Raw genomic sequence first — 22,677 nt, 5'->3', positions numbered from 1 at the left:
ATGCGAAAAACCTCGCCCTCAGGCCAGATAGGCGTGGTTCCAGCGCCCGCCACCGGCCCGCTCCAGGGCGGTGAACAGGGCGTCGGTGGGCAGGGCCTCGCGGGGATGGATGTCGTGGATTTCGACGAAGGTGCAGGCAAGCGCCGCGGTGTGACGGAAATCCAGCTCGCCGGCCGCCGCGACCGCGCCGCAAAGCGGACAGGACTCCGGGGTTTCCGGCGCCTTCTCCCAGGCCGGCAACGCTGCCTTCCACTGCGGCGAACGCCGGCCGCAGGCGGGGCAACGCGGATTGAACCGGGTGGCATCGACGAACAGCCGGGGCGCCTCGAACACCCGCACGCGGACATGGCAGAAGGCGCCGCCGTCGTCCGGCGGCGCCAGCTCGATGGCCGGCGCGCAGCCCATGAAGGTGACCAGTTGCAGGAAATGCTCGCCGATCAGATAGCGACCGGCAGCGGCCGCGCCCCAGGGCGCCCCGATCAGACCGATGTCACGCAGCACCGCCGTCAGCGCAACCGTTTCGGCCGGTCGCCAGCGGGAATCGACGGGATGCAGGGCGAGGCGGTAGGGCATGACGGACGACAATCACCAAAGGGCCGCGCAGTATAACAGCATCACGGTGGCCGGTAGCGGATGCGCCGCCTTCTCAAAAATCCTTGCGCGCTGTTTGCGCCTTGGCGTTGCAACGCCCCTCTCAGCACTGCTCCCACGGCAGGCCGTGGAAGCGCCAGCCGCCGAGGCTGCTGCGGTGGTGGTGTTCGTCCAGTTCGCCTTCGAAGCCTTCGTCGATGTTGTACACGGCGGTGAAGCCTTCCTGCACCAGCAGCTCGCCCGCTTCCAGCGAGCGCTTGCCGCTGCGACAGATGAGCAGCACCGGCGCCGAGTGGATTTCGCCCTTCTCGATCTTGCCGCCGAGCAGGAGCTTGCGCACTTCGCGCACGAAGTCGGGATTGACCACCCAGTCCGGCTCGTCGATCCAGGGGATGTTGATGGCGCCGGTGGGATGGCCCACGAACAGGTATTCCATGCTCGAGCGCACGTCCACCAGCACGGCGCGGGGATTTTCCTGCAGGATCGCCCAGGCCTGCTGGCAGGTGATGGTCTGGAGTTTCGCCGTCATGTCATTGAGTGTAGTGCACAATCCCGCGCGCTTCCCGGGGGATTTGCCCGGCCGCCCAGGGACGGGATTCTGCTAGAATGGCAAGTATCCGCCATACCGAACCGACCCCATGCTAGGTGCCCCCATGTCCGATACCGATTTCTCGAAGGAAGAACTGATCCTCCAGGCGATGCGCAAGACGCTCACCGACGTGGCCAAGGACACCTACACCCAGCCGGGCCTGCGTCATCCCCTGTCGCAGCAGACCATCGCCAACATCCGCGAGTGCCTGAGGCTGATCACGGCCCGGGAACGGGAGCTGGCCGAGGCCGCCGGCCGGCCCTCCCAGGCCCGTCCCCGCTATGTGGACGAGCCGCCTTCGGAAGTGGTGGTGCAGTTCGACGCCCTGAACCGCAAGCCCGCCGACACCGATCCGGACGACTGACGCCCCATGGCCGCGCCGCAACTGGAAGCCCTGCAGGCGGCCACGGCGCGGATCCTGGAGGCCGAAGCGGCGGGGCTGAGCGAATACGCCCTGCTCACCCGCCTGCGCGAGGATGGGCACCTGCCACCCATGGCGCCCGGCGACAACCTGGCCCTGTTCCGCAGCCATTTCCTGCTCTTTCATGTGCTCTACCGCCTGCGCGACGCCTGGTGGCAGGCCCGGCGCCACGATCTGCGCATCTCGCCCCTGCACATCGTCTGCGCCCCGTGGCAGCCGGGCCAGGCCGCCCTGGCCGAAGCCGATCCCCTGCGGGACTACTACCTGGATCTGACCCACCTGGATGCGACCGGCGAGGCCGAGGTGGAACGGCTGCTGGCCGATTTCTGGCAGCGTTTCACCGGCGCCGACGAGCGCGCCGCGGCGCTGGCGGTGCTGGGACTGGCCGAGCCCGTGGATGCGGCGACCATCAAGGCCCGTTACCGCGAGCTGGTGATGCGCCATCACCCCGACCGGGGCGGCGACACGGCACGCCTGCAGGAGATCAACGAGGCGATGGCGTGGCTGGAACGGTAGCGGGCGAGATTGTTTCTTCCATGTACCAAGGTCCATCCCGTAGGCCGGCTCAAGCCGCACAGCGGCGGAGCCGGCATTTGATCACCCTTCCAGCTCGGCCCAGCGATCGTAGGCGGCTTCCAGGTCCTGATTGATCCGATCCAGTTCGGCCAGGGTGGCGGCGATGGCCTCGCCAGCCTGCTTGTAGAAGGCCGGATCGGCGACCTGTTCCTGCAATTCGCCCTGGCGGGCCTCCAGTTCCTCGATGCGGCCCGGCAGGGCCTCGAGTTCCCGCTGTTCCTTGTAGCTCCGCTTGCGGTCGGAGTTGGCCCGCCCCGGCCTTGTGGCCGGCTTCGGCTCGGGCTTGTCGGCCGTGGTCGCGGGCGCGGCCGGTTTCTGCCGGGCCTTCCAGGCCTGCCAGTCGCGGTAGCCGCCCACGTACTCGCCGATCCGGCCGTCGCCCTCGAAGACCAGCGTGCTGGTGACCACGTTGTCGAGAAAGGCCCGGTCGTGACTGACCAGCAGCAAGGTACCCTGGTATTCGACCAGCAGTTCCTCCAGCAGCTCCAAGGTCTCCACGTCGAGATCGTTGGTCGGCTCGTCCATCACCAGCAGGTTGGCCGGGCGGGTGAACAGCCGGGCCAGCAGCAGGCGGTTGCGCTCGCCGCCGGAGAGGCTGCGCACGGGGGAGCGCACCCGCTCGGGGGCGAAGAGAAAATCCTGCAGATAACTGATCACGTGCTTCTGCCGGCCGTTGACCGTGACCACGTCGCTGCCCTGGTTGAGATTGTCGAGCACCGTCTTCTCCGGATCGAGCTGCGCCCGGGACTGATCGAAGTAGGCCACCTGCAGCTTGCTGCCCAGGCGCACACTGCCCCGCTCGGGGGGCAGCTCGCCGAGCAGGAGGCGGATCAGGGTGGTCTTGCCGGCGCCGTTGGGGCCGATGATGCCGATCCGATCTCCGCGCAGGATGCGGGTGGAGAAGTCGCGGATCACGGTATGCTCGCCGAAGCGGACGGTGGCGTTCTCCACCTCGGCCACCAGTTTGCCGGAGCGTTCGGCCGCCTCCAGCGCGATGCGGGCCTGGCCGGCCTGCTCACGCCGCGCCGCCCGTTCCCGGCGCATCTGCTCCAGCGCCCGCACCCGCCCCTCGTTGCGGGTGCGCCGGGCCTTGATGCCCTGGCGGATCCAGACTTCCTCCTGCTGCAGGCGCTTGTCGAAGCGTTCGTTGGCCTTCGCCTCGGCGTGCAGGCGCTCCTCGCGGCGGCGCAGATAGTTGGCGTAGTCCCCGGGCCAGGAAGTCAGTTGCCCCCGATCCAGCTCCAGGATGCGGGTGGCCAGACGCTGCAGGAAGGCCCGGTCGTGGGTGATGAACAGCAGGGCGCCGTCGTAGCCGAGCAGGAACTCCTCCAGCCAGGCGATGCCGTCGATGTCGAGATGGTTGGTGGGCTCGTCGAGCAACAGCAGCTCCGGCTCGCTCACCAGCGCCCGGGCCAGCAACACCCGGCGCTGCAGGCCGCCCGAGAGGGCCGCCATGTCCCGATCCGCCGGCAGCCCCAGGCGCGAGATCACCGTCGCCACCCGCTGCTCCAGACGCCAGCCGTCCACCGCTTCCAGCGCCTGCTGGGCCCGCTCCAGGGCCTGCAGGTTGGCCGGCGTGTGGTCTGCCTCCAGGGCCCGCAGGGCATGGTGATAGGCCCGCACCCGCTCCCCCACCTCGACCAGGCCGCCGGCCACCACGTCGAACACGCTGCCCTCGCCCCCGGAAGGCAGATCCTGCTCCAGCATGGCGATCCGCAGGCCGTCGGAGCGCCGGATCTCGCCCTCGTCGGGCTCGGCGATGCCGGCCACCACCTTCAGCAGGGTGGACTTGCCGGTGCCGTTGCGCCCCAGCAGGCCCAGCCGTTCACCGGCCTCGATGGTCAGATCCACCCCGTCGAGCAGGGGCACGTGGCCATAGGCGAGGGAGACGCCGCGCAGGGTCAGCAGGGGAGAAGCCATGAGAGAACTGCCGGGTGACGGGGTACAGGGAAACGAGGTATGGGGACAGTATACCGTTTCTTCAATACCCCTGTGGCTTGCGCTAGAATAGGCGCCCCTTTGCGAGCGGAGTCCTTCATGCCCGATCCCGAGATCGAACGCCTGCGCCAGCGCCTTCAGGAGCTCGTTCTGGAACACCGGGATCTGGACGACGTGATCACCCGCCTGAACGCCGATCCCTTCATCGATCAGCTTCAGCTTCGCCGCCTGAAGAAGCGCAAGCTCCAGCTCAAGGATCAGATCACCCTGCTGCGCAGCCGCCTGATCCCGGACATCGAAGCCTGACCGGCCACCCGCCCGCTCAAGCCGCGCGGTTTTCGGCCGATGCAGGACCGAGAGGCCGGTCGAGCGAGTCATGCCCATGAGTTCACCCATCGAGGACAAGCGCAAGCATCCCCGCTTCCGGGTCGCCGTGCGCGTGGAAGTGGAACTGCCCGACGGCGGGGTGCAGATCCTGCGCACCCGCGACATGTGCGAGAACGGCGTCTTTCTCGAAGCCGGCGAGGCGCCCCTGCCGCCCCTTGGCAGCCGGGTGTGGCTACGGATCCTGGACTCGCTCGGCGGCGATGAGGCAGCCCCCCGCGTGGCCGGCCAGGTGGTGCGGGTGGACGACGAGGGCATCGGCGTCCAGTTTGAGGCATAATCCCGGCAGCCAATTCACCGGGAACCGAATCATGCCGAACGCCGCTGCCACGCCCCCCGACGCCGAACTGCTGATCGCCACCGGCTGCGCCCACTGCCCCGTGGTGCTCCGGGGGCTCGCGGATCTGATCAAGGAAGGAAAAATCGGCCGCCTGCAGGTGATCAACATCGTCGAACACCCGGAAGTGGCCCGCGAGAAGGGCGTGCGCTCGGTGCCCTGGCTGCAGCTCGGCCCGTTCACCCTGCAGGGCCTGCATTCCCCCGCCGAGCTGCGCGAATGGGCGGAGCAGGCCGGCAGCCTCGAGGGCATGCGCCGTTATCTCGCCGAACAGCTCAAGGAAGGCAAGCTCGACGACATGGAGCGCCTGCTGGCCGCCCATCCCGAATGGCTGCCCGCCCTGGTGCCGCTGCTGGAAGACGAGGACACCGACATCAAGATCCGGATCGGCGTGGACGCCCTGCTCGAGGCTCTGGCCGGTCAGGTGGATCTCGGCCCTCTGGTGCCGGAACTGGCGCGCCTGGCCGAAAGCGAGCGGCAGAACCTGCGCTCGGATGCGGTGCACTACCTGGCCCTGACCCGCTCCCCCGACGCCCGCAAGGCCATCGAGGCCCGCTTGCAGGACGAAAGCGCGGAAGTGCGCGAATTCGCCCGCGAAGCGCTGGAAGAACTCGACGCCGCCCTGGCGGAACATGCCTGACTGGACCGTCTACATCCTCGCCTGCGCCGACGGCAGCCTCTACACCGGCATCACCACCGACCCGCAACGCCGCCTGGCCGAACACAACAGCCCCCGCGGCGCCGCCCGCTACACCCGCGCCCGCCGCCCCGTGCGCCTGGTCTACACCGAAACCGTGGCCGACCGCTCCGCCGCCCTGAAACGGGAAGCGGCCATCAAGCGCCTACCGAGAACGCGCAAGCTGGCGTTGATCTCGACCAGCGGCTCCTCAGAACTGTAGGAGCGGCGCGAGCCGCGACCAATGCAGGGACGAGTAGCGAGGGACGAGGGCCAAGAAAACACGGGCGCAATGGTTTCGAAGACCCTCGGCCCTCGCCATTGTTCATCGCGACCCTGCGGTAGCGGGTGGCGGGGGGCTGGTTGCTGGGAAAACCCTATATGACTGTTCCGAAACATGGATCAATCTTGGCTACAGGCACGAAGCCCTCATGGCTGGAGGGGTGTTGCGTGACCTTCGGCCGCAGGGATGCGGCCGTAGAGCCTACAGGGATGTATTCACGGCGTGTCACGCAACACCCCTCCAGCCATGAGGGCGGCCTCGGGTGAGGTATCCAGCAACAAAATGACGCATCTTTCGGCTCAGATATCCAGTGTTCCCAGCCACCCGCTACCGCAGGGTCGCGACTTGCGTCGCTCCTACAGGTGCAGGCGCTGCACAAGCTGCGCGCCGCGACCCTGCGCTTCGTTCATCATACTCCCCGCAGCGCCGCCTCCAGGGCCTGTTCGTCGATGGGAAACGGCAGTTCGGCGTGCACGGGGAAACGGCTGGTGAGGCGTTTGAGCTGGTGGTGGTATTCCCGTTCGTAGAAGACGATCACCCGCGTCTCGGGCAGGCGCTGCACCACGGCCATGAGGGTCTCGAGGCTGGAGGTGCGATCACGAAAGTCGGACTGGTAGTTGAACTCGGCCACGATCACCCGGGGCGTGATCTGCTTGAGCACGCGGGTGGCCTTGCGCACCGAGGTGACCGTTTCCACCGCGAAACCGCAACGCCGGTACAGCGGCGAGAAATCGGGATAACCGCCGAGTTCGATGAGGGATAGCAGAACGGGGGTGCTAATGACGAATTCCTCCGAGTCAATCGCCACGCAAGCATACCAGAAGCCGCGCTTGAGTCGCTGCCGGCGAGCCGCTATGCTGAAACGTCAGAGCCGTTGATTTTCCCCGTGTTCTTCGGGGCCATTCGCACAAAGCAATCGAAAGCGGAGAAGTCACGAACATGCCCTATTACGTCTACAGAATCAAACCCGGCGTCACCGATCTGGTGAAGGATCTGGAGCTCGTGGAGAGCTTCGAGAACTTCAAGGAAGCCAAGCAGTTCGTGCGCGAGAAGCGGGTGGGCGAGAACGGCAGCAGCGGGGTCGTCTACAAGATGATCTTCGCCGAGAACCCGCTGCAGGCCGAGGAGAAACTGCTCGAATACCGCGAGCCCGACGTGGTTCGCGAATGGGAAAAATGATCCGCGGTGGACGAAACCGAATACCGCGACACCTACCGGCGCATCAATCCCCAGCGTTGCTGGTTCGAGAAGGCCATCAACGCCCGCCGCGCCACCTGCCGCCTGGGCCAGCGCTTCAACCTGGCCGATCGGGAGGGCGTCTCCTGCACTGATCCCGAGGGCCAGGCCTGCTGTGCCGCCCTGCTCCCCGTCCTGCGCCGCAAGGCCATCTTCGCCCTGGGCCTGACCGAGGCCGACGGCCCCCTGCCCCATGCCAAGGAAATGAAGGTCCAGATCGGCGGCATGCTCGGGGTACAGAAATGCCTGTACCCCGAGTGGGACGACAAACGGGTGGAAGACATCGCCGGCCTGCTGCGCAAGGCCGCTGCGAACTGGGGCGACGAGGAAACCTGGCCGTGGCAGGAAATCGTCAAGAGCGTGGTGGGGTTCAACGCCCGCAAACGTCGCAAGGGGTGAGGCGGTTCATGCCGGAGCGGGTCGGCCGGCTGGCGTGAGGGGACGAAACGGGAACCCGGTTCGAGCGTGGTCGCAGCGGGGGCGCCGCCCCTCCGCGGCAAAATCGGCTGCCGGTTATCGCGGCGTGCGCCGCTCCTACGCGACAGCCACCCTGTCCGCGCCGAAAAACCGGATCAGGAATTGAACCAGTCGAAGGAGCAGTCGAGGTGCGAGCGCACGGCGACGATGCCTTCCAGGCCGTCTTCCACCATCACCTGGATCGGGGCGCGGCGCTGGAAGCGCTTGTTCTTGCGCTTCATCCAGATCAGGCCCATGGAGGGATAGTGGGGATAGGTGGTGCGCAGGGCGTCGGCGATGCCGATGATGTGCTCGAGGCGCTCGTTGACTTCCTTGGTGTCCGGGAACGGGGTGTTGTCGCGGAAGCGCCGCAGCATGCGGCTGGGGGTGTTCTCGGGCAGGTTGAGCAGTTGCACCTGCTCCTCGGCCGACAGGCCCCAGCGGTCGAGGATGGCCATGATGGCGCGAGCCAGGGCGGCGCGCTGTTCTTCGTTCATGTCGTTCTGGGTGGGCTTTGTGGCCTCGGCTGTCTGGGCAGTGGATTCAGACATGGTGTTCACCTCCAGCGGTGGCATTGCGGGCACCGGAAAAATATCCGTCCGTATTAGTCAAGTATTATACAATACCCGCCGCCATCCGGCGACCCCTCTTTTGCCACCGAGAAGACCACAGTAATCATGTTGACGAAAATTCCCGACGACGCCCTCCCCCGCCCCGGCCAGATGCGCCGCCTCACCCTCGAGGGCCGCGATCTCCTGCTGGCCAACGTGGCAGGCACCCTGCACGCCATCGACAACCGCTGCCCCCACGAGGACGCCTCCCTCTACAACGGCGCCCTCAAGGGCCACTGCGTGGAATGCCCCCTGCACGGCAGCCGCTTCGATCTGCGCACCGGCCAGCCCCAGGAACCGCCCGCCGACACGCCGGTGAAGACCTATGCCGTGGTGCAGCGGGAGGACGGCGTCTGGCTGGACATCTGAGCCGCGGCCATCAGGCCCCGGACGAGGCCGCGAACTCCACCAGCACCATGCCGCTGAAGCGGCTCCCCCGGTAGAACTCCACCCGGTAGCGCCGGCCCTGCCGATCCACCGAAAAGCGGCTGGCGATGTCCTGGCGGCGGATGAGGACACCGCTCTCGTCCCGCCGGCCGGGGCGGCGAAAACCGATCACGTTGACCCGGTAGCCGGCCAGCGGCGCAACGCGAAAGCCGCCTCGCACCGGCACCAGGCTGCCCGGCGACACCTCGCGCCGCTCGCCGTCCACTTCCAGCACGATCCGTTTCAGGCTGTCGTCGAACTCGAAGTACTGGGGTTCGAGCAGAGTCACGTGGCGATTGCCGTAACGCACCCGGTAGCGGTCCCGCTCGCCGACGATGGCCAGCAGGGGGTTGCTGGCGGTGAAGGCCAGGGGCCGGTCCGGCGGCATGGGGATGTAGCCCAGCCGGGCGCGGGCACCGCCGCTCACGTCCAGCAGGATGCGGGCATCGTAGAGCGCCAGGCGCAGGTTGGCGTCGATGCGCCGGCGCACGGCCTCGGCGGTGAGCGGAAAATCGCGACGATGACCGATGCCCAGCGCGTGCATGAAGCCCTCCACCGCCAGCAGGTGGTAGCGGGCCCGGCGATGGGTGAGGAAGGTCTTGCTGGCCTCGATGCCGAAGGCCGGCTTGCCGTGACGGATGGCGAAGTAGGTGAGGGTCTTCTCCATCTCGGCATCGCCCTCCCGGGTGCGGGTGTTGCGCACGTGAAAGCGGTACTCGGGGCGGGGTTCGTGGGCATTCACGAAGGCCCGCACCCGGGCCGCCAGCCCGGCCAGGTTGCCGTGGGCCACGCCCGGCAGCTCGGCCTGATCGATGATCACGCTCTGGCCCCAGCGGCGGGGATTGTGCAGCCGGTCGACATGCCGGGGGCGGTAGAAGCCGCTGCCGTCGTGCAGGTTGAGCACCATGTCCACCTGCGGGTCGAGGATGATCCGCTTGATCTTCTGCACCGCGGCGTATTCGGGATCGTCGGGGCGAATGTCGGCGAACTTGCGGTTCATGTCGCCATGCACGCCACGGGAACGGGCCAGGATGCTGGGGAAGTTGAGGTTGGGCACCACCCAGAGGTGGCCCCGTTCGATGCGGTAGTCGGTGACCAGCAGCGAGGCAGCGTGGAAGCCGCCCGGCTCGTCACCCTGGATGCCGCCGATCACCAGCAGCGTGGGCCCCGGTTCCCGCCCGTCGAGCCGGTGGAGGGTGAAGTCCGGCCCCGAGGCCGCCGCCAGCAGCGCCGGCAGGCCCAGCAGCCATCCGGCCAGCCAGCGCCTCATGCCGACACCACCCGCACGTGCCACGGCTCGTAGCGCACCCCGGTGGTGTTGTCCTCGGGATAGCGGATCCGCACGTAGTCCAGTTGCCGCAGGCGCCGGAACTCCTCGGTCTGGGCGAAGCGGGCGGTGAAGTTGGCGCGGCCGAAACCGGCCTTGCCCACGTCGAAATCCCCGATGCCGTGATAGGAATGGCCGGGCGGCGCCAGGGAACGGGCGGCGCGGGACAGATTGCCGCCGGTGCGCCGGGCCTTGGCCAGGAACAGGTGCATCTGCTTGACGATGCCGCGGATCCCCGAGGTGAGGATCAGGCTCTCGCCCACGTCGCGGCGCAGGCGCCGATAGAGGGACAGGGAAACGTCGCGATAGAGGTAATTGCCGGTGCCCGGCACCTTGACCGTCTCGGCGACCGGAATGGTGGCCGTGAGCCGGGGCAGCACCCTCGGCCCCTCGAAGCCCAGGCGGCGGGCGTCGAGGGCGAAGATCTCCTCCATGAAGGCCAGTTCGGCGGGCGGGAAGGCGCCCACGGAAGCATGGCCGCGCGCATGGCGCAACATGGCATCGAAGCCGAGCAGGGCGAAATGGCCGTGGCCCACCAGATCCCGCACCCGTTCGAGGCGGGCGAGGGTGGCCAGGAATACCGGCCAGCGCTCGGCAGGCAGATAGACGTCACCGGGCAGATCCTCGTCGAAGCGGCGGATCCGTTCGGCGCGATCCGGCAGCGTGGCCTTTGCCGGCGGCGGTGCCGGTGCGGGCGTGGCGACGGTGGGGGCAGGCGCCGGCCGGCTTGCCGGCCCCCCCGCCTGCTGCCGCCACAGCGGCAACAGCCCGGCCCCCAGGGCGCCGCCAGCGGCAAATTTGAGCAGGGTTCGACGTTTCATGCCGCGGTTCGGTGCAATAATGTTCTTCCGGGAGGGAACTCCGCAACGTCCATCGTCGTCACAGGGAACACGTTCATGTCCGGTCAGTCCATGCGCCGCTCATCTTCCGACATCTCCCAGAACCGTCTGGTGTACGAGGCACTCGAACCGCTTGGCGGTTCGAGTGCGCGGATCCGCTTCTCCGGGCGGCTGCTGGGCCGCGAGGTGATCTGGCAGGCCCGGCTGCGCACCCTGGAGGACGTCTGGCGGGAGCGGCAGGCCGGGGACGCCACTCCCGGCAGCGTCGCCCTGCGCCAGTACATCCACATTCGCGAAACCGCCGATCCGGGCCTCGCCGAGCTGGAAGTGGCCCTGGCGGTGCCGGCCATCGACGCCCCCACCGTGTTCAAGACCCTGATCATGATCAACAACTACAAGCGCCTGGCCCCCGGCCGGCACGAGTACGGCGAACCTCACCCGTTTCCACCGCCGGAGGCGGTGGGCTGACGGCCCTGCCGTCTGCCGTCAGTCCGCCTCGCGCGGCGCTTCCGGTTCGTTCAGCCAGGTCTGCAGCGCCTCGACGATCTTCTGCGCCTGATCCCGGCTGGAGATGTTGAACTTGGACTTGGGCATGTACTCGCCGTTGCGCTTCTGGTAGCGGCGGATGGAATACTTTTCCGGCCCGTATTCCTGCTTGCGCCGATCCCAGTCCTGGTAGCGGAAGATGATGGTCGACCAGGCGCCCTTGGTGAGCACGATCTTGTCGAGCTGGCGGGTGATCAACTGACCATCCTCGGTGTATTCGATGGTCAGATCCTCGACATCGCTTGCGCCCATGTTCCTGCCTCTTTCGGTTTTTGCCAAAGAAAATGATTTCGGAAGCTTATGCCACACCTGCCGGCCTGTCGACAAGCCGTCTCAGCCGACCTTGGGGAAGGCGGCGGCATGGCGGGCGATCCACTCCTCGGCGGCCTCGCGCCGGGAGAGCTGCCGCCCTTCCTGCACCAGCACGTCCAGGCGGTATTGCTCGATGTGGGCGATCTGCTCCACCATCCGCGCCCGGTAGGCCGTCTGGCGGCCGACGAAGGCCACGCCGATCTCGAAACCGTCCGCCTGCCGCCGGCACCAGGCCACCCGGCCGGGGAGGCGCAGATCGGGCGCGATGCCCGGCAGGCGCACCTGGACCAGGCTGCCCGGCGCCCGCGGGGATTCGCTGTGCAGGCACAGGCCACCCAGGCCGAGGTCCCGCAGGCGTGAGGCCGGTTCGGACGGCCCGGTTTCGATGACCACCTCGATGTCGGCGGGGTGACGGATGAACTGGCGCATGGCGAAGCGCTCCCTCGGTGACGATTCGGTGGTGAAAATGATGCATAATCCGGGCCGGTTTTCCGCGCCGGCATCGCCATGACCGCCTTTCCCGCCACCTTTCCCCGCAAACGCGCCCTGGGCTGGACCCTGGGCGGCGCGGCCCTGCTGTACCTGCTGGCCGCCCTGCTGAGCGGCCCCGAGCGGCTGGTGGAGGCCGCCACCCGTCTCGGGGTGGGCGGCTGGCTGATCCTGCTGCTGGCCTCCAGCCTCAACTACCTGCTGCGTTTCGGCCGCTGGAGCCTCTACCTGAAGCGTCTCGGCCACCGCGTGCCGCCCGCCGCCAGCCTGGCCTACTACCTCTCGGGCTTCGCCCTCACGGCCACGCCCGGCAAGGCCGGCGAGACCATCCGCTCGGCCTACCTCCGGGCGCACGGCGTGCCGTGGCCACGGAGCCTGGCCATGTTCTTCACCGAACGGCTGCTCGACGTGGTGGTGGTGACCCTGCTGGCCACCCTGTCCGTGCTGCAGTTCGACCGGTTCGGCCCTTTCGTGCTCGCTGCCGCCGTGGCGCTGGGGCTGGCCCTGCCGCTGCTGCGCAGCCCCTGGGTGGTGGCGACGGTGGAGGGCCTGGCCCTGCGCCTGCGTCCGGCCCGCCTGCGCCGGGGCGTGCTGCACCTGGCCAGCCTGCTCGACACGGCCCGGGATCTGCTGGCCTGGCGCCCCCTGTATGCCGGCCTGGGACTGGGCGCCCTGGCCTGGCTGGCGCAGGGGCTGGCCTTCCTCTACCTCCTGTCGGTGCTCGATCTGCCCATCGCCCCGACCACGGCGCTGGCGATCTACGCCGTGAGCCTGCTGGCCGGCGCCCTGTCCTTCGTGCCCGGCGGGATCGGCACCACCGAGGCCGTGATGGGGCTGCTCCTGCACCAGGCCGGCGCCGATCCGGCCACCGCCGTGGCGGCCCCCATCATCAACCGCCTCACCACCCTCTGGTATGCGGTGTGCGTGGGCCTGCTGGCCTCGCTGGGCCTGGGATGGCGGCGCCGGGATTGAACGGCTGGGAATTGCCTGGCGTATCGTCTCGACATGCCGGCTCCGCTGCGCCTGAGCCGGCCGACCACAGCGTGAATGGCGCCCGGTGTCCAATCCGGTAATGCAATCAGGCCCCGCCGAGGAGGAGATACCAGGCCGGCAGGGTCACCAGCCCCAGGATGGTGGACACGGTCACGGCCGCGGCATAGAAGGCGGTATCGAGCCGAAAATGCTCGCACAGCACGATCCCCAGGACCATGCTCGGCATGGCCGCCTCCAGCACCAGGGCCAGGCGCAGCTCGCCGCTGAAGCCCAGCGGCCCGGAAAGCCCCCATACCACCAGCGGCATCAGCAGCAACTGCACCAGCAGCACCATCACCAGGGGCCCGACACGGTCGCGATCCAGCCCCCGCCACTCGAGATTCATGCCCACCGCCAGCAGCATCAGCGGCACCACCCCGCTGCCGAGGTAGGTGAGCACCTGGGCCAGCCCCCCGGGCAGCGGCACGCCGGCCAGATTGAGGGCCACGGCCAGCAGGGCCGCCCACAGCGGGGGGATCGCCGCCAGCCGGCGCAGGGGATGGATGGACTCCTGCACCTGGCCATAGCGGCTCGCCAGCAGAATCCCCACGGTGAACAGCAGCGGCGTGGAAGCGAACAGGTCGTACTGGATGGCGATGCCCGCCGCCCAGTCGCCGAACACGGCGATCAGGACCGGCAGCCCCATGTAGGTGAAGTTGCCGAAGGCGGCCGCGAGGATGGCGGCCCCGGCCAGGGGCGCCGCGATACCACACCGCCGGCAGACGAACATGGCCACCCCCATGGCCACCAGGATGCCGCTGGCCGCCACCGCCGAGATGGCCAGCGACTGCAGGCCCAGCTCCGCCTGCCACAGCACCCGCAGCACCAGGGCCGGCAGCAGCAGATGGTAGACCAGTTCGGTGATGGCGCTGCGCAACTGCGTCACCGGCACCCGTCCGGGCTGACGCCAGCGCCAGAAGGCGCCCAGGGCCACCATGGCCATCATCTGCAGTACGGTTTCGAACACGGCCATTGGCCTGTCTCCTCTTGCTCCGCCGCCGGCCGGAAACCGGGATCGGCCCCGAAACCCGTCACCGCCATTTAGTCGGATTGGGCTATACTCGAGCCGGGTTTTTCTGCGCTATTCTGACACAAACCCCAGTCCGAGGAGGAAGGGATGCGCATCCTGCATACCATGCTGCGCGTTGGCGATCTGCAACGTTCCATCGATTTCTACACCCAGGTGCTGGGCATGACGCTGCTGCGCCAGAAGGACTATCCCGACGGCAAGTTCACCCTGGCCTTCGTCGGTTACGGCCCCGAAACGGAACAGGCGGTCATCGAACTGACCTACAACTGGGGCGTGGATCACTACGAACTCGGCACCGGCTTCGGTCACATCGCCATCGAGGTGGACGACGTGTACGAGGCCGTCGAGACCATCCGCCAGCGCGGCGGCAAGATCCTCCGTGACGCCGGCCCGATGAACGCCGGCACCACCATCATCGCCTTCGTCGAGGATCCCGACGGCTACCCCATCGAACTGATTGGCAAGAAGGGCTGAAACCCGCATGCCGACCCGGACTCTCACGCCGGAAACCCGCGACCTGGTCTCCGAAACCGAGGCCCTGCTCCACGCCCTGCCCGACCTCATCTTCCGTCTCGATCGGCAAGGCAACTTCCTGGACGTCAAGCAGTCGCCCCACATTCCCCTGCTGCTGGATCCCGAACAGTTCCTGCATCGCAACCTCCGGGAGGTGACGCCGCCGGACATCGCCGAAGGCACCCTGCGCGGCATCGAGGAAACCCGCCGCAGCGGCCGCCCGGCCATCTTCCATTACCAGCTCGAGTTCGATGGCGAACGCCGCGATTTCGAAGCCCGCATCGTGCGCATCGGCAGCACCGATGAGTATCTGAGCATCGTGCGCGACATCTCCGAACAGCAGGCGGCCCTGCGCCGCGTGCGGGACAACGAGACCCGCTACCGGGCCCTGTTCGAGCGCGCCAACGATGCCGTGTTTCTGGTGCGCGATGGCCTGATCATCGACTGCAACGGCAAGGCCCTGGAGATGTTCTGCTGCCAGAAGGACGATCTGCTGGGCATCTCCCCCATCGACATCTCGCCCCCCCACCAGCCCGGCGGCCGCCCTTCCGACAGTGAGGCGCTCGCCATCCTGCAACGGGCCATGCAGGGCGAGCCGCAGCGTTTCGAATGGCAGCACCGGCGCTTCGACGGCACTCTGTTCGACTGCGAAATCAGCGTCAGCCGCATCGATCTGCCCGACGGCCCCCTGATCCAGGCCATCGTCCACGACATCACCCGGCGCCGCCTGGCGCAACGGGCCCTGGAGGAATCCAACCGCCTGCTGGAACAGGTGTTCGCCAACGACTTCACCCAGATGGCCTATCTGGATCGGGAATTCCGTTACATCCGCGTCAATCCCGCCTTCGCCCACGCCTTCGGGCGCACGCCCGACGCCTTCATCGGCCGCAACTTCTTCGACGACTGCCGCGACCCGGACATCCGCGCGCGGTTCGTCGACGTGGTGCGCACCGGCCAGCCCCACACCCAGCGGGCGCGCGCCGATCGCCCGGACGGCGATCCCGACGGCCGCTTCTGGGACTGGAGCCTGCAGGCGGTGCGTGACGCCGAAGGCAGCGTGATTGGCCTGGTCTACGTGCGCATGGACGTCACCGAACGCCTGCAGACCGAACAGCGGCTGCGCGAGGCCGCCCAGGAACTGGACATGATCCTGCACAACATGCAGGACACCTATTACCGGATCGATGCCAACGGCATCCTGACGCGGGTCTCCGATTCGGTGCAGCAACTGCTCGGCTATGCGCCGGAGGAAGTCATCGGCCGGCCCATGGTGGAGTTCTACGTGCATCCCGAGGAACGGGAGGCCCTGCTCGAACGCATGGCCGCCAACGGCGGCCAGATCACCAACAACGAAACCGCCCTGCGCCACCGTGACGGCTCGGTGGTCTGGACCTCGAGCAACGCCCATTTCATCTACGACGCGGACGGCAACGTGGCCGGCGTGGAAGGCACGGCCCGCGACATCACCGAGCGCAAGCTGCACGAATCCCAGGTCAGCAAGCTGTCCAGCGTGCTGGAGCAGACCGCCGACATCGTCATCGTGACCGACATCGACGGCATCATCGAATACGTCAACCCCTCCTTCGAGCGGGTCACCGGCTACCGCTTCGAGGAAGTGGTGGGACGCAAGCCGTCGATTCTTTCCTCGGGCAAGCACAAGCCCGAGTTCTACGAACACCTGTGGCAGACCATCCTGGCCGGGGAGAGCTACACCAACATCATGATCAACCGGCGCAAGGACGGCTCGCTGTACTACGAGGAGAAGACCATCACGCCGATCCGCGACCAGAGCGGCCGCATCACCCACTTCGTATCCACGGCCAAGGACATCTCGGAACGCATGCAAGTCCAGGAGCGGCTTCAGCACATGGCCCATCACGACGCCCTGACCGATCTGCCCAACCGCAACCTGTTTCTGGATCGCCTGCAGCAGGCCCTGATCCGCGCCCGACATCACAAGCGCCTGGTGGCGGTGATGTTCATGGATCTGGATCGCTTCAAGAACATCAACGATACCCTGGGGCACAACACCGGCGACCAGTTGCTGCTGCAACTGTCGGAGCGGCTCAAGCACAGCGTGCGCGACGGCGACACCATCGCCCGCTTCGGCGGTGACGAATTCGCCATCCTGCTCGATGACGTGGACAACGAAAACAGCATCGCCGCCGTGGCGCAGAAACTGCTGCAGACCCTGACCGAGCCCTTCCACATCAACAATCACGAGCTGTTCGTGACCGCCAGCATCGGCATCGCCATCTTCCCCCATGACGGCGAGGATCCCGACACCCTGCTGCGCAACGCCGACGTGGCCATGTACCGGGCCAAGGAACTGGGCAAGAACAACTATCAGTTCTATTCCGACGACATGAGCGCCCGCAACTTCGAGCGCCTGACCCTGGAGAACCACCTGCGCCACGCCCTGGCCCGGGAACAGTTCGTGCTCCACTACCAGCCCCAGGTGGACGCCCGCAACGACCGCATCGTGGGCGTCGAGGCCCTGCTGCGCTGGCAGCATCCGGAACTGGGCCTGGTCTCGCCCAGCAACTTCATCTCCCTGCTGGAGGAAACCGGACTCATCGAGGAAGTGGGGGAATGGGTGCTGGACACGGCCTGCCGCCAGGCCCGCGCCTGGCACGACGCCGGCCATGGCTACCTGCACCTGTCGGTGAACATCTCCAGCCGCCAGTTCAACAACAGCGAATTCATCGACGTGCTGCACGGCATCATCCAGCGCACCGGCGTCAATCCCGAATTCCTGGAACTGGAACTGACCGAGAGCATGCTCATGCGCCAGGCCAGCTCGGTGGTCACCGCCCTCAAGTCACTCAACCGGCTGGGTGTGCGCTTCGCCATCGACGACTTCGGCACCGGCTATTCGTCCCTCAGCTACCTGCGCCGCTTCCCCATCGACACCATCAAGATCGACCGCTCCTTCATCCGCGACATCACCGAGGACCCGGACGATGCGGCCATCACCAAGGCCATCGTGGTCATGGCCCAGAACCTGTCCCTGAACGTGATCGCCGAAGGCGTGGAAACCGAACGCCAGTTGGCCTTCCTCAAGGAAAACGGCTGTCACCTCATCCAGGGCTTCTACTACAGCCCGCCGGTCCCCGAAAAGGAAATGACCGCCTTGCTGGAGAAGCAGGGACGAGGAACGAAAGACGAGAGGCGAGGCGAAGCGGAGACGTAATCGGCATTCCTGCTCGGTCCACAACAATCGCGGCTTGCGCCGCTCCTACAGAACGGTGCTCTCTTCGGTAGGAGCGGCGCAAGCCGCGATGCACAGCGGCGAGGAAAACACGGGATTGCCGGTTTCGATTACGCTCGTCACTCATACTCCGTGTATTTCTTCGCGCTGCCGCGCACCCGGTCGGCGGGGTATTTTTCGGCGTTGAGGCGGATCTTCTCCTCGACGGCGGCGAGCAGATCTACATCCAGGCGTTCGGCCAGGCGCAGCAGGTAGATGAAGACGTCGGCCATCTCGTGACTGACGGCGCGGCGGGTGTCGGGCGACAGGGATTCGCTCTGTTCGGCGGTGAGCCACTGGAAGTGTTCCACCAGCTCGGCGGCTTCCACCGACAGGGCCATGACCAGGTTCTTGGGCGCGTGGAACTGCTCCCAGTCGCGCTCCTCGGCGAAGGCCTTGAGGCGGGCCTGCAGTTCGTCGATGACGTTTTGCGGTGGGCTCATGTCACGTTCATGCTCTGGCGCCGGTGAACGGCGCAGGTGGGTGGGGCACCGCGGCGCGTCCCCGCGCGGTGGACGAGCACCGGCATGCCCGCGCGGTTCAGAGCCCCTGCTGGCGGTTTTCCAGGACGGCGTCGCGGCGGTGGAGTTGCAGCCGATACCAGTCGTCGATGCCGATGATCTGGCGCTGGCCCTCCAGATACTCGATGAGCAGCGCGCGGCGCCGACGGCCCTGGTAGAGCATCAGCCGCACCTTCATCAGCTTGCCGGTGCGGTTGACGTACCACGAGCCGGGCACGGGTTCCTGGGTACTGAACATGGTTGTCTCCCCCTGCGCAACCGTGCCTTCGAGTGTACCAGAATCGCCGCCGGCGGAAAGCGCCCGGCGCGCCTCACTCGTCGGTCACGCAGCCCTCGGAGGCCGACTTCACCAGCTTGATGTACTTGTGCAGGGTGCCGCGGGTGGCCTTCAGGGGCGGCGCCTGCCACTGCTTGCGGCGCTCGGCCAGCTCGGCATCGCTCAGATCCACGCTCAGCTCCCGCTTCTCGGCGTCGATGGTGATCACGTCGCCGTTTTGCACCAGGGCGATGGGGCCGCCTTCCTGGGCCTCGGGCACCACGTGGCCGATGATGAAGCCGTGGGAGCCGCCGGAGAAGCGGCCATCGGTGATGAGCGCCACGTCGTTGCCCAGGCCGGCGCCCATGATGGCCGAGGTGGGGGTGAGCATCTCGGGCATGCCGGGGCCGCCCTTGGGCCCTTCGTAGCGAATGATCACCACCTCGCCCTTCTGGATCTCGCCCTGCTCGAGGCCGGCCAGCATGTCTTCCTCGCAATCGTAGACCCGCGCCGGGCCGGAGAAGCGCAGTCCCTCCTTGCCGGTGATCTTGGCCACCGAGCCGCCAGGGGCCAGGTTGCCCTTGAGGATCTGGATGTGGGCGGTTTCCTTGATCGGCTTCTCCACCGGCAGGATCACCTTCTGCCCCTCGGCCAGGCCGGGCAGATCGGCCAGATTCTCGGCCACCGTCTTGCCGGTGACGGTGAGGCAGTCACCGTGCAGGAAGCCTTTCTCCAGCAGGTACTTCATGACCGCGGGCGTGCCGCCCACGTTGTGCAGATCCTCCATCACGTACTTGCCGGAGGGCTTGAGATCGGCGATGAAGGGCACCCGGTCGGAGACGGCCTGGAAGTCGTCGATGGTCAGCGGCACGTCCACCGCCCGGGCCATGGCGATCAGGTGCAGCACGGCGTTGGTGGAGCCACCCAGGGCCATGACCATGACCATGGCGTTCTCGAAGGCTTCGCGGGTCATGATGTCGCGCGGGCGGATGTCGGCTTCCAGCAGGTGGCGGATGGCCTTGCCGGCCGCATGACATTCCTTGATCTTGTCGGCATCCACCGCCGGCGTGGAGGAACTGTAGGGCAGGCTCATGCCCAGCGCCTCGATGGCCGAGGCCATGGTGTTGGCGGTGTACATGCCGCCACAGGCCCCGGGGCCGGGGCAGGCGTGTTCGACGATTTCCTCCCGCTCCTGGTCGTCGATCTTGCCGGCCAGGTATTCGCCGTAGCTCTGGAAGGCCGAAACGATGTCCAGGGTCCGGTTCTGCCAGTGGCCGGGCTTGATGGTGCCGCCATAGACCATCAGCGCCGGGCGGTTGAGGCGGCCCATGGCGATCATCACGCCAGGCATGTTCTTGTCGCAGCCGGGAATGGAGATGTTGGCGTCGTACCACTGGGCACTCATCACCGTTTCGATGGAGTCGGCGATGATGTCCCGCGACTGCAGCGAAAAGCTCATGCCGTCGGTGCCCATGGAAATGCCGTCGGAAACGCCAATGGTGTTGAAGCGCATGCCCACCAGGCCCGCCGCCGTGACCCCTTCCTTCACATGGGCCGCCAGATCGTTGAGGTGCATGTTGCAGGTGTTGCCCTCCCACCAGACGCTGGAGATCCCCACTTCCGGCTTGCGGATCTCCTCGGGGGTGAGGCCGGTGCCGTAGAGCATGGCCTGGGAGGCCCCCTGGGAGCGCGGCTCGGTGATGCGGGAACTCCAGGGATTGAGCTTCTTCTTTTCGGACATGGGGGAAACTCCGGCAACAGAAACGGTACGGGGCCGGGCAGTATAGCAAATGGGCGGCAGACCGCGGAAAACGGTCTACTGCGTCACAAAACGCCCGCAAAACGGTCAACTCGCGGCTTGCACGTGCCGACAACGGAACTGCCCCATGGGCAAGGATGGCCGCTGAAGGCTATGCTATAAAAAGCCCTCAAACATTCTCCAGCCGGGAGGCCCCGCGTGCCGCAACGTGCGCCGATACATCGCAGGCTGCTGCTCGCCATGTTCGTACTCGGATGGCTGCCGGACATGGCCGCGGCCGACATTCCCTCCAGCCCGGCGCTCGTCAACCAGCGCAATCAGTTCCAGGAAGCGGAGAAGGCCCTGCGCCGGGGGCACCTGCAGACCTACCGGCGCCTGGAGCGGCGCCTGCGTGACTATCCGCTGCACGTCTATCTGGAGTACGCGGAGCTGAACCGTCGCCTGGACCGCAGCCGCCCGCAGGAGGTGCTCGCCTTCCTGCGCCGTCACGCCGACACGCCCCTGGCCGCGCGCCTGCAGCGGCGCTGGCTCTACAGCCTGGCCCGCCAGGGCCGCTGGCAACGGCTGGTGGATCACTTCACCCCCACCGACAGCCGCCGCCTGTTGTGCCACTATGCCCGGGGCCTGGTGGAAACCGGCCAGCCACAACGGGCCTGGGCGGTGCTGGAAGGCCTGTGGCAGACCGGCCGCTCGCTGCCACGCCAGTGCGACTGGCCCCTGGCGGCCTGGCGGCGGGCCGGCCAGCTCGACACCACCCTGGTCTGGAAGCGCATCCGCCTGGCCATGGCGCGGGGCAACGTGCGGCTGGTCCGACATCTGACGGGCGATCTGCCCGCCGATCAACGCTACTGGGTGAAGATCTGGCTCAAGGTGCGGCGGGAGCCGTCCTTCCTCATGGAAGTGAATGACCACTTCGTTGGCCGGGACCGGCCTGCCGTGCTCGACTGGATCACCGTCTATGGCCTGCAGCGCCAGGCCCGGCGCCATCCCCTGCTGGCGGCCCGCCAGTGGCAGCGTCTGCGGGAACGGCACGCCCTGGCGCCGGCGGAACGGGAACGCATCGAACGGCGCCTGGCGCTGGCCCTGCTGCAATCCCGCGACCCCGAGGCACGCCGCCTGCTCGAGAATCTGGATCTCGCCGACACCGACGAGCGTGTCATCACCCTGCATTTCTTCTCGGCCGTGCAGGATCAGGACTGGGACACGGCCCGGGCCTGGCTCGACCGGCTCCCCCTGGCCAGCCAGCACAGCGACAAGTGGCGCTACTGGCGGGGACGGGTGTTCGAGGGCATGGGGCGCCTCGAAGAAGCCCGCGCCATCTACGTGATGAACGGCGAAAGCCGGGGCTACTACAGCTTCCTGGCCGCCGACCGGGCCGGCTACCGCTACCAGTTCGCCCATGCGCCCCTGCGCTACGCGCCCGCGGAACTGGCCGACATCGAGAAGCTGCCGGCCATCCTGCGGGCCCGGGAACTGCTGGCCATCCGCCGGCCGGTGGATGCCCGGCGCGAATGGAACCATGCCATCGAGCGGCTCGACACCCCGGCCCTGCTGCGGGCCGCCAAGCTGGCCGACGCCTGGGGCTGGCACGACAGGGCCATCGCCACCGCGGCCCGGGCCCGCTACTGGGACGATCTGGAACTGCGCTTTCCCCTCGCCCACCAGCAACAGGTGCTGCGCGAGGCACGGCGGCAACGGGTCAACCCGGCCTGGGCCTTCGCCATCATTCGCCAGGAGAGCGCCTTCACGCCCGACGCCCGCTCCGATGCCGGCGCCCTGGGCCTGATGCAGCTCCTGCCCCGCACCGCCCGCAGCATGGCCCGCTCCATGCGCCTGCGCCGTCCCCGTTACCGGGATCTGCTCGACTCGAACACCAACATCCGCCTGGGGATCCGCTACCTGAAGCAGGTGCGCGACCGTTACGACGGCCACCCCGTGCTGGCCACCGCCGCCTACAACGCCGGCGCCCGCAACGTGCGCCGCTGGCTGCCGGTGGCCGGAAACGTCCCCGCCGACGTCTGGATCGAAACCGTCCCGTTCCGCGAAACCCGCGACTACCTGCAGCGGGTACTCACCTACACCGTCATCTACGAGCAGCGCCTCGGCCGTGAACCGGTCCCCCTGCTGCAACGCATGCAGCCGATCCCCGGCACCGGCACCACCACCGCCCACCAGGGCACCGGGGCCCCGAAGCGACCCGGCTGACTCGCTGCCCGCTGCGCCGAGGGGCGATTCCGTGACCGCTTCGGCATTTTGCCGAATCGGCTCCGAATGGCCCT

At 67.4% G+C, this 22,677-nt stretch carries 27 protein-coding genes; 14 read left to right on the top strand and 13 right to left on the bottom strand.

From position 1 onward, the window contains the following. Positions 1 to 18: 18 nt before the first annotated feature. Both ACZ5BH_RS09695 and ACZ5BH_RS09690 read right to left on the bottom strand, forming a co-directional pair. A complete protein-coding gene (locus ACZ5BH_RS09695; RefSeq protein ID WP_464889057.1) occupies positions 19 to 573 on the bottom strand; it encodes a hypothetical protein in 555 nt (184 codons plus the stop codon). A 121-nt stretch (positions 574 to 694) separates the two neighbouring features. Beyond that, on the bottom strand, positions 695 to 1,120 hold the full coding sequence (locus ACZ5BH_RS09690; protein ID WP_464889056.1) for a rhodanese-like domain-containing protein: 426 nt from the start codon (positions 1,118 to 1,120) through the stop codon (positions 695 to 697). Positions 1,121 to 1,244: 124 nt separating this feature from the next. Between ACZ5BH_RS09690 and ACZ5BH_RS09685 the strand changes: the two genes are divergently transcribed. Continuing rightward, positions 1,245 to 1,544 (top strand): segregation and condensation protein A, encoded by a 300-nt coding sequence (locus tag ACZ5BH_RS09685; RefSeq protein ID WP_464889055.1) that lies wholly within the window; start codon positions 1,245 to 1,247, stop codon positions 1,542 to 1,544. A 6-nt stretch (positions 1,545 to 1,550) separates the two neighbouring features. Continuing rightward, positions 1,551 to 2,117 carry a DNA-J related domain-containing protein gene (locus tag ACZ5BH_RS09680; RefSeq protein WP_464889054.1) on the top strand — a complete coding sequence of 189 codons (567 nt, stop codon included), beginning with the start codon at positions 1,551 to 1,553 and terminating at the stop codon, positions 2,115 to 2,117. Positions 2,118 to 2,198: 81 nt separating this feature from the next. Here ACZ5BH_RS09680 and ACZ5BH_RS09675 read toward each other — a convergent pair whose 3' ends face one another. Continuing rightward, entirely contained in the window at positions 2,199 to 4,097 is a 1,899-nt protein-coding gene (locus tag ACZ5BH_RS09675) for an ATP-binding cassette domain-containing protein (RefSeq protein ID WP_464889053.1), read from the bottom strand. Positions 4,098 to 4,214: 117 nt separating this feature from the next. Between ACZ5BH_RS09675 and ACZ5BH_RS09670 the strand changes: the two genes are divergently transcribed. From ACZ5BH_RS09670 to ACZ5BH_RS09655, 4 genes are all read left to right on the top strand, one after another. Then, entirely contained in the window at positions 4,215 to 4,421 is a 207-nt protein-coding gene (locus tag ACZ5BH_RS09670) for a YdcH family protein (protein WP_464889052.1), read from the top strand. Between the two features lie 76 nt (positions 4,422 to 4,497). Next, complete coding sequence (locus ACZ5BH_RS09665) at positions 4,498 to 4,779, top strand: PilZ domain-containing protein (RefSeq protein ID WP_464889051.1); 282 nt, start codon at positions 4,498 to 4,500, stop codon at positions 4,777 to 4,779. A 31-nt stretch (positions 4,780 to 4,810) separates the two neighbouring features. After that, on the top strand, positions 4,811 to 5,476 hold the full coding sequence (locus ACZ5BH_RS09660) for a thioredoxin family protein (RefSeq protein ID WP_464889050.1): 666 nt from the start codon (positions 4,811 to 4,813) through the stop codon (positions 5,474 to 5,476). Further along, entirely contained in the window at positions 5,469 to 5,735 is a 267-nt protein-coding gene (locus ACZ5BH_RS09655; protein WP_464889049.1) for a GIY-YIG nuclease family protein, read from the top strand. The genes ACZ5BH_RS09660 and ACZ5BH_RS09655 overlap by 8 nt, the downstream gene beginning before the upstream one ends. A gap of 469 nt (positions 5,736 to 6,204) precedes the next feature. Here ACZ5BH_RS09655 and ACZ5BH_RS09650 read toward each other — a convergent pair whose 3' ends face one another. After that, on the bottom strand, positions 6,205 to 6,603 hold the full coding sequence (locus ACZ5BH_RS09650; protein ID WP_464889048.1) for a hypothetical protein: 399 nt from the start codon (positions 6,601 to 6,603) through the stop codon (positions 6,205 to 6,207). 131 nt (positions 6,604 to 6,734) lie between these two features. Here ACZ5BH_RS09650 and ACZ5BH_RS09645 point away from each other — a divergent pair, with 131 nt between their 5' ends. Both ACZ5BH_RS09645 and ACZ5BH_RS09640 read left to right on the top strand, forming a co-directional pair. Next, positions 6,735 to 6,974: a hypothetical protein gene (locus ACZ5BH_RS09645; RefSeq protein WP_464889047.1), complete on the top strand. Its 240-nt coding sequence runs from the start codon at positions 6,735 to 6,737 to the stop codon at positions 6,972 to 6,974. A gap of 6 nt (positions 6,975 to 6,980) precedes the next feature. Further along, positions 6,981 to 7,430 carry a hypothetical protein gene (locus tag ACZ5BH_RS09640; RefSeq protein WP_464889046.1) on the top strand — a complete coding sequence of 150 codons (450 nt, stop codon included), beginning with the start codon at positions 6,981 to 6,983 and terminating at the stop codon, positions 7,428 to 7,430. 173 nt (positions 7,431 to 7,603) lie between these two features. Here ACZ5BH_RS09640 and ACZ5BH_RS09635 read toward each other — a convergent pair whose 3' ends face one another. Beyond that, the gene (locus ACZ5BH_RS09635; RefSeq protein ID WP_464889045.1) at positions 7,604 to 8,038 is read right to left on the bottom strand and encodes an antitoxin Xre-like helix-turn-helix domain-containing protein; all 435 of its coding nucleotides are present in this window, start codon (positions 8,036 to 8,038) and stop codon (positions 7,604 to 7,606) included. Positions 8,039 to 8,164: 126 nt separating this feature from the next. Between ACZ5BH_RS09635 and ACZ5BH_RS09630 the strand changes: the two genes are divergently transcribed. Further along, positions 8,165 to 8,467 carry a Rieske (2Fe-2S) protein gene (locus ACZ5BH_RS09630; RefSeq protein WP_464889044.1) on the top strand — a complete coding sequence of 101 codons (303 nt, stop codon included), beginning with the start codon at positions 8,165 to 8,167 and terminating at the stop codon, positions 8,465 to 8,467. 10 nt (positions 8,468 to 8,477) lie between these two features. On the opposite strand, the gene ACZ5BH_RS09625 is transcribed toward ACZ5BH_RS09630, so the two are convergent. Together ACZ5BH_RS09625 and ACZ5BH_RS09620 are read right to left on the bottom strand one after the other, a co-directional pair. Continuing rightward, a complete protein-coding gene (locus ACZ5BH_RS09625) occupies positions 8,478 to 9,794 on the bottom strand; it encodes a M14 family metallopeptidase (RefSeq protein WP_464889043.1) in 1,317 nt (438 codons plus the stop codon). Then, positions 9,791 to 10,672 (bottom strand): D-alanyl-D-alanine carboxypeptidase family protein, encoded by an 882-nt coding sequence (locus ACZ5BH_RS09620; protein ID WP_464889042.1) that lies wholly within the window; start codon positions 10,670 to 10,672, stop codon positions 9,791 to 9,793. Before ACZ5BH_RS09620 ends, ACZ5BH_RS09625 begins: the two co-directional genes overlap by 4 nt. Before the next feature lie 75 nt (positions 10,673 to 10,747). Between ACZ5BH_RS09620 and ACZ5BH_RS09615 the strand changes: the two genes are divergently transcribed. Next, positions 10,748 to 11,158, top strand: coding sequence for a hypothetical protein (locus ACZ5BH_RS09615; RefSeq protein ID WP_464889041.1), 411 nt, complete (start codon positions 10,748 to 10,750; stop codon positions 11,156 to 11,158). 18 nt (positions 11,159 to 11,176) lie between these two features. Here ACZ5BH_RS09615 and ACZ5BH_RS09610 read toward each other — a convergent pair whose 3' ends face one another. Beyond that, entirely contained in the window at positions 11,177 to 11,488 is a 312-nt protein-coding gene (locus ACZ5BH_RS09610; RefSeq protein WP_464889040.1) for a hypothetical protein, read from the bottom strand. An 81-nt stretch (positions 11,489 to 11,569) separates the two neighbouring features. Continuing rightward, a complete protein-coding gene (locus ACZ5BH_RS09605) occupies positions 11,570 to 11,977 on the bottom strand; it encodes a PilZ domain-containing protein (RefSeq protein WP_464889039.1) in 408 nt (135 codons plus the stop codon). A 78-nt stretch (positions 11,978 to 12,055) separates the two neighbouring features. Here ACZ5BH_RS09605 and ACZ5BH_RS09600 point away from each other — a divergent pair, with 78 nt between their 5' ends. Continuing rightward, a complete protein-coding gene (locus tag ACZ5BH_RS09600) occupies positions 12,056 to 13,009 on the top strand; it encodes a lysylphosphatidylglycerol synthase transmembrane domain-containing protein (protein ID WP_464889038.1) in 954 nt (317 codons plus the stop codon). A 106-nt stretch (positions 13,010 to 13,115) separates the two neighbouring features. Here the strand turns inward: ACZ5BH_RS09600 and ACZ5BH_RS09595 are convergent, their stop codons facing one another. After that, entirely contained in the window at positions 13,116 to 14,042 is a 927-nt protein-coding gene (locus ACZ5BH_RS09595) for an AEC family transporter (protein ID WP_464889037.1), read from the bottom strand. A 144-nt stretch (positions 14,043 to 14,186) separates the two neighbouring features. On the opposite strand from ACZ5BH_RS09595, the gene gloA reads away from it, so the two are divergent. Together gloA and ACZ5BH_RS09585 are read left to right on the top strand one after the other, a co-directional pair. Then, positions 14,187 to 14,573, top strand: coding sequence for a lactoylglutathione lyase (gene gloA / locus ACZ5BH_RS09590; protein WP_464889036.1), 387 nt, complete (start codon positions 14,187 to 14,189; stop codon positions 14,571 to 14,573). Between the two features lie 7 nt (positions 14,574 to 14,580). Continuing rightward, positions 14,581 to 17,805, top strand: coding sequence for a sensor domain-containing protein (locus tag ACZ5BH_RS09585; protein ID WP_464889035.1), 3,225 nt, complete (start codon positions 14,581 to 14,583; stop codon positions 17,803 to 17,805). A 137-nt stretch (positions 17,806 to 17,942) separates the two neighbouring features. Here ACZ5BH_RS09585 and ACZ5BH_RS09580 read toward each other — a convergent pair whose 3' ends face one another. The 3 genes from ACZ5BH_RS09580 to ilvD form a co-directional block, all read right to left on the bottom strand. Then, on the bottom strand, positions 17,943 to 18,305 hold the full coding sequence (locus tag ACZ5BH_RS09580) for a nucleotide pyrophosphohydrolase (RefSeq protein ID WP_464889034.1): 363 nt from the start codon (positions 18,303 to 18,305) through the stop codon (positions 17,943 to 17,945). Positions 18,306 to 18,402: 97 nt separating this feature from the next. Further along, complete coding sequence (locus ACZ5BH_RS09575; RefSeq protein ID WP_464889033.1) at positions 18,403 to 18,621, bottom strand: hypothetical protein; 219 nt, start codon at positions 18,619 to 18,621, stop codon at positions 18,403 to 18,405. A 73-nt stretch (positions 18,622 to 18,694) separates the two neighbouring features. Continuing rightward, complete coding sequence (gene ilvD, locus ACZ5BH_RS09570; RefSeq protein WP_464889032.1) at positions 18,695 to 20,380, bottom strand: dihydroxy-acid dehydratase; 1,686 nt, start codon at positions 20,378 to 20,380, stop codon at positions 18,695 to 18,697. A 258-nt stretch (positions 20,381 to 20,638) separates the two neighbouring features. On the opposite strand from ilvD, the gene ACZ5BH_RS09565 reads away from it, so the two are divergent. Then, the gene (locus ACZ5BH_RS09565; protein WP_464889031.1) at positions 20,639 to 22,603 is read left to right on the top strand and encodes a transglycosylase SLT domain-containing protein; all 1,965 of its coding nucleotides are present in this window, start codon (positions 20,639 to 20,641) and stop codon (positions 22,601 to 22,603) included. The last annotated feature ends 74 nt before the right edge of the window (positions 22,604 to 22,677 follow it).

The organism is Thioprofundum lithotrophicum, from assembly GCF_055387065.1.
The sequence above is the reverse complement of the archived record's forward strand: the minus strand, read 5'-3'. Positions and strand labels throughout refer to the sequence as shown.